The sequence below is a fragment of the Pseudomonas marginalis genome, assembly GCF_001645105.1.
Taxonomy (GTDB): domain Bacteria; phylum Pseudomonadota; class Gammaproteobacteria; order Pseudomonadales; family Pseudomonadaceae; genus Aquipseudomonas; species Aquipseudomonas petroselini.
Genome location: NZ_LKEG01000036.1, coordinates 17,841 through 35,624 on the forward strand (window position 1 = coordinate 17,841; position 17,784 = coordinate 35,624).

A 17,784-nucleotide genomic window follows, 5' to 3' on the forward strand; every position below is an offset into this window, starting at 1 on the left:
GAAAAGATGAAAAGGAGGGGAGTTTACCTGTAATGCGACCATGCTGCCCCCAGGCGACACAGATTCAATGTGGGAGGGGGGCTTTTAACCATCCAAGACACAACGTAGAGATTGATTGCGCAGCGCTGTTGTGGTTAGCGGGTCTGTTGTGGTGAGCTGGCTTGTTGTGGTGAGCGGGCTTGCCCCGCGCTGGGGTGCGAAGCAGCCCCCATCCAGACGACTCAATCATTCAGCCAGACCTCATTGGCAGGTTTTGGGGCCGCTTCGCAGCCCAGCGCGGGGCAAGCCCGCTCACCACAGTAAGCCTGTTCACCACAATAGACCCGCTCACCACACAAGACGGTTTTAGAGTGGGCTATTTGGGGTACAGCGGCGGCAAACTGGTGGTATCGGTCGCCGGGTCCAGTTCACGCTCAGCCACCGGAATGGCCTTGACCGCGCGCCACAGGTCTTCGCCCAGCCAGAAATGCCCGCTCTCGCTGTACAGCGCGCCATTCAACCCATCAAGCGCATCCGACAGCGGCACGAACCGCGCCGCCATATCCGCCAGGGTTTCCGGCTGTTGCCGCGCCCAGGCATCGAGGGCCTGGCGGGTGGCCTGGGGGTCGTTGGCTTGGGTGGCGCGCTTGAGGTCGTCGAGCAGGGTGCGCGGGCTCGGGCCGGTTTGCGCGGCGCGTTGCACGGCCGGTTGACGACGTGCGCGCCACCACAGGCCAAAACCCAGCAGGGTCGTGCAGGCGAGGATCAATGTGCTCAGTTGCCACAGCCACAGGCGTTCATCGTCCGGCGCGGTGATCACGGTCGGCGTGGCGGGGGTATCCACGGCCAGGCTCGGGTTGATGGCGACCTGCAACGTGCGGGCCGGCAAGCTGGTGCGCTCAAGATGGTCTTCATGGGTGTTCCACCACACCAGGTCCACGGCAGGCAATTCCAGTGCGCCGGCGCGGGTCGGCACCAGCGCTTCGCGGTCTTCGCGGCTGCCGATCAGGCCACGGTCGCTGGTCTGGTTGCCGAGCACCGGTTGGTCCGGGTAGCGGCGCAGGCCGTTGATGTCGGTGCTGGGCAGGGCGGGCAATTGCGCGCTGGACAGGCCTTCGGCCTTGACCGTGAGGCTACGGGTCAGGGAGTCGCCGACCTGCACATGCTCAGGCTCCGGGTTCCAGTTTTCGCTCAGGGTCAGGCTGCGTGCCGGCAACCAAGGCGTATCGGCGGGATACAGCGCGGGCTTGGGCTTGACCGTCAGCGGCGACGGCGCCGAGCTGACATGGATGAGCTTGCCGGGCTTGGTGCCTTGCAGGGTGTTTTCCTGCGGCGGGCGCGATTCCACCAGGGTTGCACTGAACGTCTGCGCGGGGACCTCCAGGGTGCCGCTGTGCTGCGGGTAGATCGCGTAGCGGGTTTCGATCACGCCATGGCGGATGCTGTTGATGACCTTCTCGTAGGTGCGCGACTCGCCCAACTGCTCCACGCGTGCATCGGCAATCTGCAACGGCGTGAGGCTGCTGTCGTCATACAGCGACACCGAGTGGTACACGCGCACGGTCAACAGCGCCTGGGCCTGGACGTAGACGCTGGACTGGTCGAGGTTGGCCTCGACGAACACCGGCGCCAGTTCGGCGGCGGTGTTCTGGCTGGCGGTTTCCACCACTTGCAGGCTGATCGGCTGGGTCTTGTACTCGCCCACTTGCAGGGGCGGGATGACCACCGTGCCGTTTTCCTTGGGCAGCAGGGTGATGATCCAGCGCGTGGTGGCGTGGTTATCGCCGTCCAACGTGGTGAGTTGGTTGATCTGGCGGGTGCCGCTGACTTCGAACTGCGCATCCAGCGGCGACAGGTCGGGCTTGCCGAACTGCGTGACATCGCTGGACTCCACCGTCAATTCCACGGTTTCTCCGGAATTGACGCGGCTGCGGTCGACGCTGGCCACCAGGTTCGCCGCCTGGGCATGGCCTGTCGACAGGGCGAGCAGGAACAGTAGGGTGGTGCGGCGGCTCATCGCGTCTTGTCCTGATGTTGTTGCTGTTCGTACCAGAATTTGCGGCGCAGCAGTTCGCCGGGGTTATCCGGGATCTGCTGCAGCCATTGCTCCAGGGCCTGGCGATGTTCACCGTCAAGGCTGGCGTCAGTGGGGCGCAACGGCGGGGTGGTGGTGTGTTCGTCGCCCAGTTCGCTGCCCGGTACTTCATTGCCTGCGGTTTGCGGCGTATTGCCGGTCTGGGTGTCACCGCTGCCGGCTTCACCCTGGCCCTGGGACGACTGCTCGCCGCCCGTGGTGCTTTGCCCGCTGGCGCCCGGCTGCGCAGTTTGGCCGGGTTGGGTGGTTTCGTCATCCTCGTTTTCGGCAGGTTTGCTTGGCTCCGGCTGTGCCTGTTCCTGCATCAGGGTTTCCACCAACGCTTTGTTTTTCAACGCGGGTTGCAGGTCGGGCTGGGCTTCCAGGGCCTGCTCGTAGGCGTCGATCGCCGCTTCCAGTTCACCGGACTTGGCCAGGGCATTACCCCGATTGTAGTGGGAGTAGGCGTCATTGCCCTCGGCGAAACGCTTGATGGCTTCGGCATAGTTGCCGGCTTCGTACAGCGCTACGCCTTGCCACTGCGGGTCTTCGAAATGCTCGGCGGCTTCGGCGGGGCGTTTTTTCTTCAGCAGGTACTGGCCTTGCTGGTCGGGACGCAGCCACAAATCCTGCAGGCCGAAGGCATAACTGGGCTGCGGCGCGCTCAACAGCAGCAGCGGCAGGCAGAACAACCAGCCACGCCGCCCGGCGCAGGCGGCGAGCAGCAACAATGGCAGGAGCAGCCAGTAACCCTGGTCGGCCCAGGTGTCCAGGTGCAGCAGTTGACCGTCGTTGCGCAAGGCTTGCGGCGGGTCCAGCACGCCGAGTTGGCGCAGGTCCTTGTCGTCCAGGCGCGCAGCACGGTAGCGGCCGCTCATTTCGCTGGCGAACGCCTTCAAGGTGGGGCTGTCGAGGCGTGGCACCAGGATTGCGCCTTGCTCGTCCTTGAGAAACTCACCGTTTTCCTGGGTCACCGGCGTGCCTTCACGGCTGCCGATGCCGAGGATCGACAGGGCCGGCGCCTGGCCGCTTTGCAGCAGCAGGCGGATGCCCTGGCGTTCCTGTTTGGACAGTGAGGAGCCAATCAGCAGCAGGCGACCCTGGCCGAGGCCACCTTGCTTGAGCAGGCCCAGGGCTTTCTCGACGGCCAGGTCGGCACGGTGGCCGGGCTCGGGCATGATCGACGGGCGCAAGGCCTCCAGCAAGTTGCGGCTGGTGCCGAGGTCATCCGATAACGGCACCAGGGTGTGGGCGCTGCCGGCGTACACGACGATGGCGGTTTGCGCATCGGTGCGCGCCTGCAACAGGTCGTACAGCTTGCGCCGCGCCTGCTCCAAGCGGTTCGGCGGGCTGTCGGTGGCGAGCATTTCCGGGGTCAGTTCCAGCAGCACCACCAACGGGTCGGACGGCTTCTGGCTGGACTGCTCGACTCTTTGCCAACTGGGGCCGAGCAACGCCATCACCGCCAATAGCCAGGCAATGCCGAGCACCACCCAGGGCGATTTGCTCTCACGCCCGTTGCCACCACTGAGCAACACGGCGTGGAAGGCCGGGGGCAGGATCACCTGCCAGCGCCCGGCGCGCTTTTGCCGGTGCCACAGTTGCCACAGCAACCCGCCGAGCAACGGCAGGAGCAACAGCCACCAGGGGCGGAACCAGTGCGGCCAGAGGTCGATCATCGACGCCTCCGCAAGCGCAGGCGTTTAAGGCGTTGGCGCCATTCCGGGTGTTGTTGCAGGAAAATCCCCTTGCTCGACCATTTGTTGAACAACCGTTGCAAGGCGTTGTTCGGCCAGCGTTCTTGAATCACCAGCAGCATGCTCAGTACCAACGCCAGGGCCAGCGGCGCGCTGTACAGCGCCAGCGCCGGGCGCGCCTGGGTGGGCTGTTGTTCGACGGGTTCGAGGGTGTCGAGGGTTGCCTTGATGGCCTGCAATTCTTCGCCATCACGGGCACGGAAATACTGGCCACCGGTGGCCTCGGCGATGGCTTTGAGCGCCGGTTCGTCGAGGTCCAGGCTCGGGTTGACGCCGAGGATACCCAGGGAACCGGTCTGTTCCGGGTCGGCGCCGATGCCGATCGGGTAGATTTTTACGCCTTCTTCGGCGGCCAGGCGCGCGGCGGTCAGCGGGTCGATCTGCCCGGCATTGTTGGCGCCGTCGGTGACCAGGATCAGTACGCGGCTCTGCGCCGGACGCTGGCGCAGGCGTTTCAGGGCCAGGCCAATGGCATCGCCGATCGCGGTGTTTTTACCGGCAATGCCGATCCGCGCTTCATCCAGCCAGGTACGCACGGTGCGGCGGTCGAAGGTCAGCGGCGCTTGCAGGTAGGCTTGGCTGCCGAACAGAATCAGGCCGACGCGATCCCCTTCGCGCCCTTCAAGGAAATCGCCGAGCAGGTGTTTGACCAGGCTCAGGCGACTTACGTCTTCGCCCTGCCAATTCATGTCGGGGAAATCCATGGAGCCGGACACGTCCACCGCCACCAGCAGGTCGCGGCCACTGGCGGCGATCGGCAACGGCTCGCCCAGCCATTCCGGGCGCGCGGCGGCGGTCAGCAGCAGCAACCACAACACCACGAACGGCGCTTGCTGGCGCCAGCCGGGCAGGTTGACACGGGCGCGGCGACGGGCCAGGCCTTCGAGGTCGCTGAGGTAGCTGACTTTCAAGGCGGGTTCGCCGCTGTCGGCTGTCGGCAGCACCAGGCGCATCAACCAGGGTAATGGCAACAGGACGAAGACCCACGGCCAGGCGAACTCAAACATGTTTGCGGATCCAGGTGTCGACCGCTTGGGTCAGGCCGGCAATGGCTTTGTCGTCGAGTTTGCATTCGGGTTTGTAGGCGCCTTCTACCAGCACCATCCAGCGCGTCAGGCCCGCGGCCGGGCAGCGGTTATCCAGGAACGCCAGCCATTTGCGACCATTTAACGTATGGCTTTGGCTGTAGGGGTAGTCATTGCGGCACAGGCGCTTGAGCAGCCCGTTGAGTTGCTGCAGCCAGGCCCCGGCAGGGGCGCCATCGTAGGGTTTGGGCATCAGCGCCAGTTCCGCCAGGGCGGCGATGCGCAGCGGGTCCAGCGGTTGTTCGGCGCGGGCGATGGGGCGCCGTGCGGGCAGGAAGCGGCGCAGTGACCACAGCCCCCAGCCGAGCAATGGAATCACCAGCAGCAACAGCCACCAACCCGGCGCAGGCGGCCAGAAACCGATGGCCGGCGGCGCGATCAGCGGTTGCAACTGGTCGAGGCTGCTCATTGCTTTTTAACCGGGCGTTGCGGGTTGAGGTATTCGCGCAGTTGCTCGACCATTTCGCTTTGGGTGCTTAACGGCATCAGCAGGATTCGCAGTTTCTGTGCAAGCAGTTCCCAGCGGGCGATGCGCGCTTCGGCCTGGGCTTTGTAGGCCTGCCGCAAATCGTAGTTCAGTGTGTCCAGTTCCAGCTGGGCGCCGCGTTCGGCAAAACGCAGCAGCCCGGCAGCGGGCAGGGCGTGGTCCAGCGGATCGGAGATCGGCAACAGCAGCAGGTCGCAATGCCGTGACAACAGGCTCAATTGCTGCTCGGCACCTTCGGTGAGTGCGCGTTCATCGCAGATCACGATCACCAGGCTGCCGGGGCGCAACACTTCGCGGCCACGGCGCAGGGCCATGCCCAACGCGTCGGCTTCGGGGCGGCTTTCGGTGTTCAGGCTCTGGTTCACCCGCACCAGGCGATTGAGCAATTGCAGCAGGCTCTGCTTGCTGCGCCGGGGCTTGATTTCGTAGTGCTCGCTGTCGCCAAACACCAGGCCACCGACCCGGTCGTTGTGCCCCAGCGCCGCCCAACCAATCAGGCTGGCCGCTTGGGCCGCCAGCACCGACTTGAACATCTGCCCCGAGCCGAAAAACAGCCGGCAGCTTTGCTCGACCATGATAAAAATCGGCCGCTCGCGCTCTTCATGGAACAACTTGGTGTGCGGCTCCTGGGTCCGCGCCGTCACGCGCCAGTCGATGGTACGCACATCGTCGCCGGCCTGGTACACGCGCACCTGGTCGAAGTCCACCCCGCGTCCGCGCAGCTTGGAGTGGTGCAGGCCGATCAGCGGGCTGCGTTGGCTCGGCGTGGAAAACAGCTGGACTTCGCGCACGCGGTGGCGCATCTCGATCAATTCGCTGAGCGTGACGCGGATCCCGTCGCTGGCATTCATGGGGTTCAAGCGACGGCAACGACGTCGAGAATACGTTGCACCACACGGTCCTGGTCAATGCCCGCGGCTTCGGCTTCGAACGACAGAATGATGCGATGGCGCAGCACGTCGAACAGCACCGCCTGGATATCTTCCGGGCTGACGAAGTCGCGACCGGCCAGCCAGGCATGGGCGCGGGCACAGCGGTCGAGGGCGATGGAGCCGCGTGGGCTGGCGCCGTAGGCGATCCACTCGGCCATTTCCGGGTCGAACTTGGCCGGCGTACGGGTGGCCATGACCAGTTGCACCAGGTACTCCTCCACCGCATCAGCCATGTACAGGCCGAGGATTTCCTTGCGCGCGGCGAAGATCGCCTGCTGGCTGACGCGGCGCTCAGGCTTGGTTTCGCCGTTGAGCGCTTCGCCACGGGCCTGTTGCAGGATGCGTCGCTCGACGGCGGCGTCCGGGAAACCGATTTTTACGTGCATCAGGAAACGGTCGAGCTGGGCTTCGGGCAGCGGGTAGGTGCCTTCCTGCTCGATGGGGTTTTGCGTGGCCATCACCAGGAACAGCGGCGACAGGTCGTAGGTGCTGCGCCCGACGCTGACCTGGCGCTCGGCCATGGCTTCCAGCAGTGCCGACTGCACCTTGGCCGGCGCGCGGTTGATTTCGTCCGCCAGCACTAGGTTGTGGAAGATCGGCCCCTGTTGGAACACGAAGCTGCCGGTTTCCGGGCGATAGATCTCGGTGCCGGTGATGTCGGCGGGCAACAGGTCGGGGGTGAACTGGATACGATGGAACTGCGCTTCGATGCCTTCGGCCAACTCTTTGATGGCCTTGGTCTTGGCCAGGCCCGGCGCGCCTTCCACCAGCATATGGCCGTCGGCGAGCAGCGCGATCAGCAGGCGATCGATGAGTTTTTCCTGGCCGAGAATCTGCGTAGAAAGAAAGGTTCGCAGCGCAAGCAGCGCTTCACGATGTTCCATCGATGACGGTTCCTGGAAAGATGAGCCCGGTGATCGAGAGCAAACGCCGGGCTAGGGAGGCTTACTTTAATGCATGGAGGGGTGTGGCGACTAACGGCGTGACGGGTATTTTTGGCAAAACTTGTAGGATTTTTGTGTGTCCGCTAGGAATGAGGGCTGGACTGGGTGTGTAGTGAGCGGGCTTGCCCCGCGCTGGGTGGCGAAGCCACCCCAGTGGGACCGCCACGGTGTGTCAGGTGAATGTGAAGCGCCTGGATTTGGGGCGGCTTCGCCACCCAGCGCGGGGCAAGCCCGCTCACTACAAAGTGATTTAAATCCGGGTTAGGGTGCCGGTGCCGTTGAGGATGTTTTGCAGGGTTTGCTCCACCTCGGTCAGGTCGGAGGCGGCCGTGGCGTGGGTGATCTGCAATTGGTCCTTGCCACCCAGGGCATCGGCATCCCCGGCAGCCAATTCGATCAGCAGGGTGGTATCACTCAGCGTGACCTTCAACCCATCCAGGGTCGACGGCTCGTAATCCCAGGTCAGCTCCACTTCGTCTTCATCCGGGTAGCGGGTCAGCATGAACATCTCGCCGCCTTTACCGTGACAGCAGAGCATGGCCATGTTGTCTTCTTCTTCGTCGCACGGTGTAACCATGAGGGCGTCGGTTTTCAGCTGCAGCATGGGGAATCCTGTCTGGGGTAGGGCGTGATGCGGGCAATTGTGCCATTGCGGCGAATTTTGTGCTGCATCCTGTGTCAGACCTCGTGCATGACCTGACAGTCAATACCAGTCATTTTCGGTACTCGGGGCCAGGAAAACAGCTGGTTTTAGTGCCCTGAAATCCGGGTTGCCCAAGTCGCAACCCCAACCCTGCTTACCGATGACCGAATATGTCGCAGCACCGCAAGCAGCGGGCTTCCTACACTCGTTAAGCTGCGCAACGGATGTGCCCTGTGCCGGGAGTCTGACCTGCCCGTCGTACCGTCGCCTGGCAAGGTGTACCTCCAGTGGAAGTTGTATGTGACCTGACTGTCTTGTCCAGCTTCACCCACCTGTCACCCTGATTCGTTTATGGTGTTTATCATCGTTACCAGCGAACAGAGCTGACGGTCTCCCCGCAAGGGGATAACACGCGACGCTTCCATCAATAACAAGCCCAAGCGGAGTACCACAGATGGCGTTCTTCACCGCAGCCAGCAAGGCCGACTTCCAGCATCAACTGCAAGCGGCACTGGCGCAGCACATCAGTGAACAGGCACTGCCACAAGTGGCGCTGTTCGCTGAGCAATTCTTCGGCATTATTTCCCTGGACGAACTGACCCAGCGTCGCCTTTCCGACCTGGCCGGTTGCACCCTGTCTGCCTGGCGCCTGCTTGAGCGCTTTGACCACACCCAACCGCAAGTGCGGGTCTACAACCCCGATTACGAACGTCATGGCTGGCAGTCGACCCACACCGCGGTCGAAGTGCTGCACCATGACCTGCCATTCCTGGTGGACTCGGTACGTACCGAGCTGAACCGCCGTGGCTACAGCATCCACACCCTGCAGACCACCGTGCTCAGCGTACGCCGTGGCGCCAAGGGCGAGTTGCTGGAAATCCTCCCCAAAGGCACCCAGGGCGACGGTATCCAGCAAGAATCGCTGATGTACCTGGAAATCGACCGTTGCGCCAATGCCGCCGAACTGAACGTGCTGAGCAAAGAGCTTGAGCAGGTACTGGGCGAAGTGCGCGTGGCCGTGGCCGACTTCGAACCGATGAAAGCCAAGGTCCAGGACCTGCTGGCCGGTATCGACGCCAGCCCGTTCAGCATCGACGGCGAAGAAAAAGCCGAGATCAAGAACTTCCTGGAATGGCTGGTGGGCAACCACTTCACCTTCCTTGGCTATGAAGAATTCGTGGTACGTGACGAGGCGGATGGCGGTCATATCGAATATGACGCCGATTCCTTCCTCGGTCTGACCAAGCTGCTGCGCGCCGGTCTCACCGCCGACGACCTGCGCATCGAAGACTACGCCGTGGCCTACCTGCGTGAGCCGACCGTGCTGTCGTTCGCCAAGGCCGCGCACCCAAGCCGCGTGCACCGTCCGGCGTATCCGGACTACGTGTCGATCCGTGAGATCAGCGCCGACGGCAAGGTCATCAAGGAACACCGTTTCATGGGCCTGTACACCTCGTCGGTGTATGGCGAAAGCGTGCGGGTCATTCCGTATATCCGTCGCAAGGTCGCGGAAATCGAACGCCGTTCCGGCTTCCAACCCAAGGCTCACCTGGGTAAGGAACTGGCTCAGGTCGTGGAAGTGCTGCCGCGTGACGACCTGTTCCAGACCCCGGTCGACGAGCTGTTCAGCACCGTGATGTCGATCGTGCAGATCCAGGAGCGCAACAAGATCCGCGTGTTCCTGCGCAAAGACCCGTACGGTCGTTTCTGCTACTGCCTGGCCTACGTGCCGCGCGACATCTATTCCACCGAAGTGCGCCAGAAGATCCAGCAAGTGCTGATGGATCGCCTGAAGGCCTCGGACTGCGAATTCTGGACCTTCTTCTCCGAATCCGTGCTGGCGCGTGTGCAGCTGATTCTGCGAGTCGACCCGAAGAACCGCCTGGACATAGACCCGCTGCAACTGGAAAAAGAAGTGGTGCAGGCCTGCCGCAGCTGGCAGGACGACTACTCCAACCTGGTCGTGGAAAGCTTTGGCGAAGCGCACGGCACCAACGTGCTGGCCGACTTCCCGAAAGGCTTCCCGGCGGGCTACCGCGAGCGTTTTGCCGCGCATTCGGCCGTGGTCGACATGCAGCATTTGCTCAGCCTGACCGAAGCCAACCCGCTGGTCATGAGCTTCTACCAGCCGCTGGGCCAGGTCTCCGGCCAGCGCGAGCTGCATTGCAAGCTCTACCATGCGGACACCCCGCTGGCGCTGTCCGACGTGTTGCCGATCCTGGAAAACCTCGGCCTTCGCGTGCTGGGCGAATTCCCGTACCGCCTGCGTCACGCCAATGGTCGTGAGTTCTGGATCCATGATTTTGCGTTCATTGCCGCCGAAGGCGTGAACCTGGATATCCAGCAGCTTAACGACACCCTGCAAGACGCGTTCGTGCACATCGTGCATGGCGACGCCGAGAACGATGCGTTCAACCGCCTGGTACTCACCGCCGGCCTGCCATGGCGCGACGTGGCGCTGCTGCGTGCTTACGCCCGTTACCTGAAGCAGATCCGCCTGGGCTTCGACCTGGGTTACATCGCCAGCACCCTGAACAACCACACCGACATCGCCCGCGAGTTGACCCGGTTGTTCAAGACCCGCTTCTATCTGGCGCGCAAGCTCACCGCCGAAGACCTGGAAGACAAGCAGCAACGCCTGGAGCAAGCGATCCTCACCGCCCTGGACGATGTTCAGGTGCTCAACGAAGACCGCATCCTGCGTCGCTACCTGGACCTGATCAAGGCCACCCTGCGCACCAACTTCTACCAAACCGACGCCAACGGCCAGAACAAGTCGTACTTCAGCTTCAAGTTCAACCCGCACGCGATTCCTGAATTGCCTAAGCCAGTGCCGAAGTTTGAAATCTTCGTGTACTCGCCACGCGTCGAAGGCGTGCACCTGCGCTTTGGCAACGTCGCGCGCGGCGGCCTGCGTTGGTCCGACCGTGAAGAAGACTTCCGCACCGAAGTGCTTGGCCTGGTGAAAGCCCAGCAAGTGAAGAACTCGGTGATCGTGCCCGTCGGTGCGAAGGGCGGCTTCCTGCCGCGTCGCCTGCCATTGGGCGGCAGCCGGGACGAGATCGCGGCCGAGGGCATCGCCTGCTACCGCATCTTCATTTCCGGCCTGTTGGACATCACCGACAACCTGAAGGACGGCGCCCTGGTGCCGCCGGCCAACGTCGTGCGTCATGACGACGATGACCCGTACCTGGTCGTGGCAGCGGACAAAGGCACGGCAACCTTCTCCGACATCGCCAACGGTATCGCCATCGACTACGGCTTCTGGCTGGGTGATGCGTTCGCTTCCGGTGGTTCCGCCGGTTACGACCACAAGAAAATGGGCATCACCGCCAAAGGCGCGTGGGTCGGTGTGCAGCGTCACTTCCGTGAGCGCGGCATCAATGTGCAGGAAGACAGCATCACGGTCGTGGGCGTCGGCGACATGGCCGGCGACGTGTTCGGTAACGGCCTGTTGATGTCCGATAAGCTGCAACTGGTCGCGGCCTTCAACCACTTGCATATCTTCATCGATCCAAACCCGAACCCGGCGACCAGCTTCGTCGAGCGTCAGCGCATGTTCGAGCTGCCGCGTTCGGCCTGGACCGACTACGACACCAGCATCATGTCCGAAGGCGGCGGTATCTTCTCGCGCAGCGCGAAGAGCATTGCCATCTCGCCACAGATGAAAGAACGCTTCGACATCTCAGCCGACAAGCTGACCCCGACCGAACTGCTGAACGCCCTGCTCAAGGCGCCGGTGGACCTGTTGTGGAACGGCGGTATCGGTACCTACGTCAAGGCCAGCACCGAAAGCCACGCCGATGTCGGCGACAAGGCCAACGATGCGCTGCGCGTGAACGGTAACGAGCTGCGCTGCAAGGTGGTGGGCGAGGGCGGTAACCTCGGCATGACCCAGTTGGGTCGTGTGGAGTTCGGCCTCAATGGCGGCGGTTCCAACACCGACTTCATCGACAACGCCGGTGGCGTGGACTGCTCCGACCACGAAGTGAACATCAAGATCCTGCTCAACGAAGTGGTGCAGGCCGGTGACATGACCGACAAGCAGCGCAACCAGTTGCTGGCGAGCATGACCGACGAAGTCGGCCACCTGGTGTTGGGCAACAACTACAAGCAGACCCAGGCCCTGTCCCTGGCAGCGCGCCGTGCCTACGAGCGTGCCGCCGAGTACAAGCGCCTGATGAGCGATCTGGAAGGCCGTGGCAAGCTGGACCGCGCCATCGAGTACCTGCCAACCGAGGAGCAGCTTGTAGAGCGCGCCGCGAACGGCAAGGGCCTGACCCGTCCGGAGCTGTCGGTGCTGATCTCGTACAGCAAGATCGACCTCAAGGAAGCGCTGCTCAAGTCGCTGGTGCCGGATGACGAGTACCTGACCCGTGACATGGAGACCGCGTTCCCACCGAGCCTGGTGGCCAAGTTCTCCGAGGCCATGCGTCGTCACCGCCTCAAGCGCGAGATCGTCAGCACCCAGATCGCCAACGACCTGGTCAACCACATGGGCATCACCTTCGTTCAACGACTCAAAGAGTCGACCGGCATGAGCCCGGCGAACGTGGCGGGCGCTTATGTGATCGTGCGTGACATCTTCCATCTCCCGCACTGGTTCCGTCAGATCGAAGCGCTGGACCACCAGGTCTCCGCTGACGTGCAATTGCAGTTGATGGACGAACTGATGCGCCTGGGCCGCCGCGCTACGCGCTGGTTCCTGCGCAGCCGTCGCAACGAGCAGGACGCTGGCCGTGACACCGCGCACTTCGGTCCGCACCTGGCCGCGTTGGGCCTCAAGCTCGACGAACTGCTGGAAGGCCCGACCCGCGAAGGTTGGCAGAACCGCTACCAGGCCTACACCGAAGCGGGTGTGCCTGAGCTGTTGGCGCGCATGGTTGCAGGCACTACCCACCTGTACACCTTGCTGCCGATCATCGAAGCCGCCGACGTCACCGGGCACGACGCCGCTGAAGTGGCCAAGGCCTACTTCGCCGTCGGCAGCGCCCTGGACCTGCCGTGGTACCTGCAGCAGATCAGCGATCTGCCGGTGGCCAACAACTGGCAGGCCCAGGCCCGTGAAGCGTTCCGCGATGATGTGGACTGGCAGCAACGCGCGATTACCATCTCCGTCCTGCAAATGGCCGACGCGCCAGAAGACATGGAAGCCCGCGTGGCCTTGTGGCTTGAGCAGCACAAGGACATGGCCGATCGCTGGGTCGCGATGATGGTGGAGATCCGTGCTGCGGTCGGCACGGACTACGCCATGTATGCGGTGGCCAACCGTGAGCTGCTGGACCTGGCGTTGAGCGGTCAGTCGGTGCTGTAAGCGGTTTGACTTAGCAGGACAGAAAGCCCCGTATCGTGAGATACGGGGCTTTTTTTAGACCTAAAAACCGGCATTAACCAGGCACGGCTGGATGACTCTTTTCAAGCCGTTGTTGTTTGCAGGCAATAAGAACGTTGCGGTCAGCGGTTTGTCACCCTCTTTGGCGGGCGCTATTGAAAGTTTGAGTGTTTGACCGCGTGAGGCGTCGCTGGCCCAGTAGGCTAATTCGTCATGCGCAACAGCAGCACTGAGCGCAAATATCGTACCGATCTGGAACGCTCCGCCGTAAGTCCAGACGCCGTTTACCGAGTGATCGACGGCCGTGCGTGTCGCCGTAGTGATGCGCAACGGCCCATTGGCGCTGGCGTCTGGACCTTCGAAGGGGGCGACGTCAAAGCCCAGCGCTGCCGGTGTGATCTGCAGCGCAATACTGGCAGTGGGGCTCTTTGGGAAGCAGCTGATCTCAAGGCTGGCCTTGACGTGATAGTCGCCGTAAGCGCTGTCACCGAACGTACGGGCGGTTAGCATCGGGCTATCCGCGTAGGGTTGTTCAAGCAACCACACGGGGGCTGCCGGGGTGATGATGTCAGTCCCGGCAGTTAAAGCGTCACCGGCTCGTACGGAGAGATTGAACTGCGTAACGACCAGGGCGGCGGTGACCAGTGCGAAAGTGAGGGGTTGCATCGTGCTATTCATCCGCGTTCAAGGCTTTAGGAATGAATACAGTTTTGCAGGTCTATAACCGTCCGTGCTGTCGGTCATTTCGTAGATCAGCGTTGTAATTGTAGTCAGTCAGGGTGGGCCATCTGGCCATCGTGGCTCAGCAATTTGGCTTCCAGGTGATCCAGATGTTGGGTCATCAGGTTTATTGCGCTGTTCACATCGCGTTGTTCTACTGCATCCACAATCGCTTCATGCTCTTGCCACGCGCAATAGGTGCACGCCTTCGCTTCGTACTGGGCAATGATCAAGGAGGTTAACGGCACCAGGCTGTTGAGAAATTGCGCCAAGGGCGCATTACGCGCCATCGCTGCGAGTTGCAGGTGGAATTCTCCGGAGAGGCGAATGGCTGGCCCGCGTTGGTCCCGTTCAATATGCTCACGCTCCCGAGCAATCAGTTCGCGCAAATGCCGGATCTGCGCCGACGTGGCCTGCGCGCTGGCCAATTGCACCACGGTGATTTCCGTCAGTCGCCGCGCTTCCAGAATTTCCCGGGTTTGCTGCGTATCCGGCGCCGCCACTTGGGCGCGCTGGTTGGGGCGCAGGATGATCACTTGCTGATGGGACAGCTTTGCCAACACGCGGCGAATCACGCTGCGGCTCACACCGAAGGTCTCGCCCAGGCCTTCTTCGGTAAAGCGGCTGGACGGGACAATGCGTTGCTCGAGGATGGCGTCGAACAGCCGTGGGTAGATGTCGTCCACCGACGGTTTTTTACCGGCGACCAGGCGCAGGGCAGGGAGGATAGGGTCGTATTGCAGGGCGTGGGCGGTCATGGCCTGTCTCCAAAAAATCAACTGCCCAGATGGTCATCCGGGATGTTCAGGCGAATACCCATGCGCAGGCCTTCCTGGAGGATATGCCGACGCATCTCGGCACTGGCCAAGGCGCTGTTCTTATTGCGGATGGCACGCACCACCGCTTCATTCTCCTGCAGGCGCTCAGCCAGGTGCTCGGGGGAGTTGCGCAGCACCTGGGCGCTTTGCTTGAGGGCATTGCTGGTTTGTTGCACCACGTTCTGGAAAATCGGATTGGAGGTGAGGGCGAACAGCTCTTCGTGGAAGCCGATGTAGGCGTTCATCCCGGCTTCGGCGTCGCCGGCGTCGAGGGCTTCGCGCATGTCCATCAGGGTCAGGCGCAGTTGGCCGACCTCCTTGCTGCTGATGGACTGGGCCACCAGGCCGACAATGAACGGTTCAAGGGTGTAGCGCAGTTGCAGGATGTCTTCCAGGCTGGCGTCGGCCACTGCATCGCTGGATTGCGGTTCGCTGACACTGGTTTCCAACACCACCACGCCTTTGCCCGGCATGGAGCGCACCAGGCCGAGGGTCTCCAGCACGATCACTGCTTCGCGCAGGCTGGGGCGGCTGATACCCATTTGTTCGGCCAGTTCACGCTGGCCGGGCAGCATTTCCCCACGGCGCCACTGGCCACGCGCCAAGGCGGCACGGAGTTTTTCTACCACTGAATTGACGACGGTTGAGGTGCTGATCACGTCGATGGCTCCTTGATGTTGCACATACGGTGGTGAATCCAACGAAGATCTACTGTGGGAGCTGGCTTGCCAGCGATGGCGGTGTGTCAGTCGCCGGGTGTGCAGGCTGATTCACCGCTATCGGGAGCAAGCCCCCTCCCACCTTTAGCCGGCGGTGTTCACTAGAATTCCTGATGCGCCGGCAACACCGGCTTCTTGGCCTGGAAGGCATAACCTTGCTGGCCGTCCAGCACCTTGTTGGCACGCTGGATATCGATGTCTTTCTCCCAGCGCGCAATGGCCACGGTCGCCACGCAGTTGCCGATCAGGTTGGTCAATGCGCGACCGATGCCCATGAACCAATCCACCGCCAGTACCAGCACCAGGCCCACCACCGGAATCGCCGGGATGGCGGTGAGGGTCGCTGCCAGAATCACCAGCGCTGAACCGGGGATTCCGTGGGCGCCCTTGGACGTGATCAGCGACACCAGCAGGATCGTCATCAGATCGGTCATCGACAGCGGCGTGCCGGTGGCGTTGGCGATGAAGACGATAGCCAGGGTCAGGTAGATCGAGAAACCGTCGAGGTTGAACGAATAGCCCGTCGGAATCACCAGGCCCACGGTAGAGCTGCCGATACCCAGGTGCTCAAGCTTGCGCATGATTTGTGGCAGCACGGCGTCGGAGGAGGCGGTGCCCATCACGATCAGCAGTTCTTCACGCAGGTATTTGAGCAGCGGCAACATGCGCAGGCCGGACAGGCGCATCACCAGGCCAAGGATCAGCCCGACGAAGGCAAGGCACGTCAGGTAGAACAGGCCCACCAGGCTGCCCAGGTGTTGCAGGGAGTCCAGCCCGTAGGTGCTGGTGGTGAAGGCGATCGCACCAAACACACCGATGGGCGCCAGGCGCACGATCATGCCCATGATGCGGAAGATCACATGGCTCAGCTCATTGATCAGCCGCGAGATGCCTGAGGCCGCTTCGCCCACGAGGTTCAACGCACTGCCGAACAACACTGAAAACAGCAGCACTTGCAGCACGTTGTTGTCGGCAAAGGCGCCGATCACTGAGTTGGGGATCAGGTCCATCAGGAATTGGCTGGTGCCGCGGATATGCTGGCCCTTGTCGGCCAGTTCATTGAGGCCAGCGGACGACAGCTGCTCCAAATGGATATTGGCGCCGGTGCCGATACCGGTGCTGAAGGCCATGACCAGGCCGATCACCAGCGCGACGGTGGTCAATACTTCAAAGTAGATCACCGACTTGAGGCCGATGCGGCCGACTTTCTTCAAGTCGCCGGCACCGGAAATGCCGCTGACCACCACGCAGAATACGATCAGGCCGATCAGCATTTTGATCAGCTTGATAAAGCCGTCACCCAAGGGTTTGAGTTGCGAGGAAAATTCGGGAAGGGCCAGGCCGCAGACTACGCCTAGCATCAGGCCAATCACGACTTGCAGGAAAATCGAACGCGAGCACCATCTGAGCATGGGAGGGATCTCTATTCGGTGCCCTGGTGGTTCCAGGGCTTAATTGTTGTGGTCATACCGGTAAGTCCAGTGCGTCGCCAGTCTAGGCCAGGTATTTTTGAAATAACAAGTCATTATTCATCGGTTGACGGGTCCCGGTCTGACCAGTTGGTCGCCGAAGGCGATGCTTGAGCGGTTGGCGACGTGGAATTTTTTTCGCTTATCATCCGTCGCTCGGCACAGGAGGTGATGGATGGACACACCAGGACTGACCCTTGATGAAACCGGGCAGTCCCACTGCACCTGGCGCACGGCCGCGCCGGAATACCCGCGTTATCACGACGCGGAGTGGGGCGTGCCGGTGGCGGATGATATCCAGCTGTACGAGAAGATCTGCCTGGAAGGCTTTCAGGCCGGCATGGCCTGGATCACCATTTTGCGCAAGCGCGAGCAGTTCCGCGTGGCGTTCGAAGGGTTTGATTTTCGCCGGGTGGCGCAGTATGGCGACGCGGATATCGAGCGGCTGATGCAGGACCCAGGCATCGTGCGCAATCGGGCCAAGATCGTCTCCACGATCAACAATGCGCGCCGGGCGTGTGAGTTGGTGGATGAAACCGGTTCGCTGGCGCGCTGGTTGTGGGCGTTCGAGCCTGGTGAGGAAGAGCGTCCGGCGGTGGTGGACATGGCGTATTGGACGGGGAATCCCACGTCGCCGGCTTCGGTGCGTTTGTCCAAAGCGTTGAAGAAACGGGGTTGGACGTTTGTGGGGCCGACCACGATGTATGCGTTGATGCAGGCGATGGGGATGGTCAATGATCATCTGGAAGGGTGCGCTTGTCGGTCAAGGATCGAAGACCTGCGCCGCCAGTTTGAACGGCCCTGATTCACCGCTCTCGCTTCGCA

General features: G+C 62.3%; 13 protein-coding genes. 2 read left to right on the forward strand and 11 right to left on the reverse strand.

Annotated features, from left to right (window positions below; all coding sequences use genetic code 11):
* Positions 1 to 355: 355 nt before the first annotated feature.
* From AO064_RS11700 to AO064_RS11730, 7 genes are all read right to left on the reverse strand, one after another.
* The gene (locus AO064_RS11700; RefSeq protein WP_012724662.1) at positions 356 to 1,996 is read right to left on the reverse strand and encodes a BatD family protein; all 1,641 of its coding nucleotides are present in this window, start codon (positions 1,994 to 1,996) and stop codon (positions 356 to 358) included.
* Complete coding sequence (locus AO064_RS11705; protein WP_064053377.1) at positions 1,993 to 3,732, reverse strand: tetratricopeptide repeat protein; 1,740 nt, start codon at positions 3,730 to 3,732, stop codon at positions 1,993 to 1,995. The genes AO064_RS11700 and AO064_RS11705 overlap by 4 nt, the downstream gene beginning before the upstream one ends.
* Positions 3,729 to 4,817 (reverse strand): vWA domain-containing protein, encoded by a 1,089-nt coding sequence (locus AO064_RS11710; protein ID WP_012724660.1) that lies wholly within the window; start codon positions 4,815 to 4,817, stop codon positions 3,729 to 3,731. Before AO064_RS11710 ends, AO064_RS11705 begins: the two co-directional genes overlap by 4 nt.
* A complete protein-coding gene (locus AO064_RS11715; RefSeq protein ID WP_012724659.1) occupies positions 4,810 to 5,304 on the reverse strand; it encodes a DUF4381 domain-containing protein in 495 nt (164 codons plus the stop codon). Before AO064_RS11715 ends, AO064_RS11710 begins: the two co-directional genes overlap by 8 nt.
* Positions 5,301 to 6,233, reverse strand: a complete 933-nt coding sequence (locus AO064_RS11720; RefSeq protein WP_046034784.1) for a DUF58 domain-containing protein — start codon at positions 6,231 to 6,233, stop codon at positions 5,301 to 5,303. The genes AO064_RS11715 and AO064_RS11720 overlap by 4 nt, the downstream gene beginning before the upstream one ends.
* Before the next feature lie 5 nt (positions 6,234 to 6,238).
* The gene (locus AO064_RS11725; protein WP_003174327.1) at positions 6,239 to 7,198 is read right to left on the reverse strand and encodes an AAA family ATPase; all 960 of its coding nucleotides are present in this window, start codon (positions 7,196 to 7,198) and stop codon (positions 6,239 to 6,241) included.
* Positions 7,199 to 7,508: 310 nt separating this feature from the next.
* A complete protein-coding gene (locus AO064_RS11730) occupies positions 7,509 to 7,862 on the reverse strand; it encodes a hypothetical protein (protein ID WP_012724657.1) in 354 nt (117 codons plus the stop codon).
* 493 nt (positions 7,863 to 8,355) lie between these two features.
* Here AO064_RS11730 and AO064_RS11735 point away from each other — a divergent pair, with 493 nt between their 5' ends.
* On the forward strand, positions 8,356 to 13,215 hold the full coding sequence (locus AO064_RS11735; protein WP_064053378.1) for an NAD-glutamate dehydrogenase: 4,860 nt from the start codon (positions 8,356 to 8,358) through the stop codon (positions 13,213 to 13,215).
* A gap of 60 nt (positions 13,216 to 13,275) precedes the next feature.
* Here AO064_RS11735 and AO064_RS11740 read toward each other — a convergent pair whose 3' ends face one another.
* The 4 genes from AO064_RS11740 to AO064_RS11755 form a co-directional block, all read right to left on the reverse strand.
* Positions 13,276 to 13,899 carry a hypothetical protein gene (locus tag AO064_RS11740; protein ID WP_064053639.1) on the reverse strand — a complete coding sequence of 208 codons (624 nt, stop codon included), beginning with the start codon at positions 13,897 to 13,899 and terminating at the stop codon, positions 13,276 to 13,278.
* A gap of 104 nt (positions 13,900 to 14,003) precedes the next feature.
* Complete coding sequence (locus AO064_RS11745) at positions 14,004 to 14,711, reverse strand: GntR family transcriptional regulator (RefSeq protein ID WP_064053379.1); 708 nt, start codon at positions 14,709 to 14,711, stop codon at positions 14,004 to 14,006.
* 17 nt (positions 14,712 to 14,728) lie between these two features.
* A complete protein-coding gene (locus AO064_RS11750) occupies positions 14,729 to 15,430 on the reverse strand; it encodes a FadR/GntR family transcriptional regulator (protein WP_012724653.1) in 702 nt (233 codons plus the stop codon).
* Positions 15,431 to 15,591: 161 nt separating this feature from the next.
* On the reverse strand, positions 15,592 to 16,917 hold the full coding sequence (locus AO064_RS11755) for a C4-dicarboxylate transporter DctA (protein ID WP_183143915.1): 1,326 nt from the start codon (positions 16,915 to 16,917) through the stop codon (positions 15,592 to 15,594).
* Positions 16,918 to 17,134: 217 nt separating this feature from the next.
* On the opposite strand from AO064_RS11755, the gene AO064_RS11760 reads away from it, so the two are divergent.
* A complete protein-coding gene (locus tag AO064_RS11760) occupies positions 17,135 to 17,764 on the forward strand; it encodes a DNA-3-methyladenine glycosylase I (protein ID WP_064053381.1) in 630 nt (209 codons plus the stop codon).
* The last annotated feature ends 20 nt before the right edge of the window (positions 17,765 to 17,784 follow it).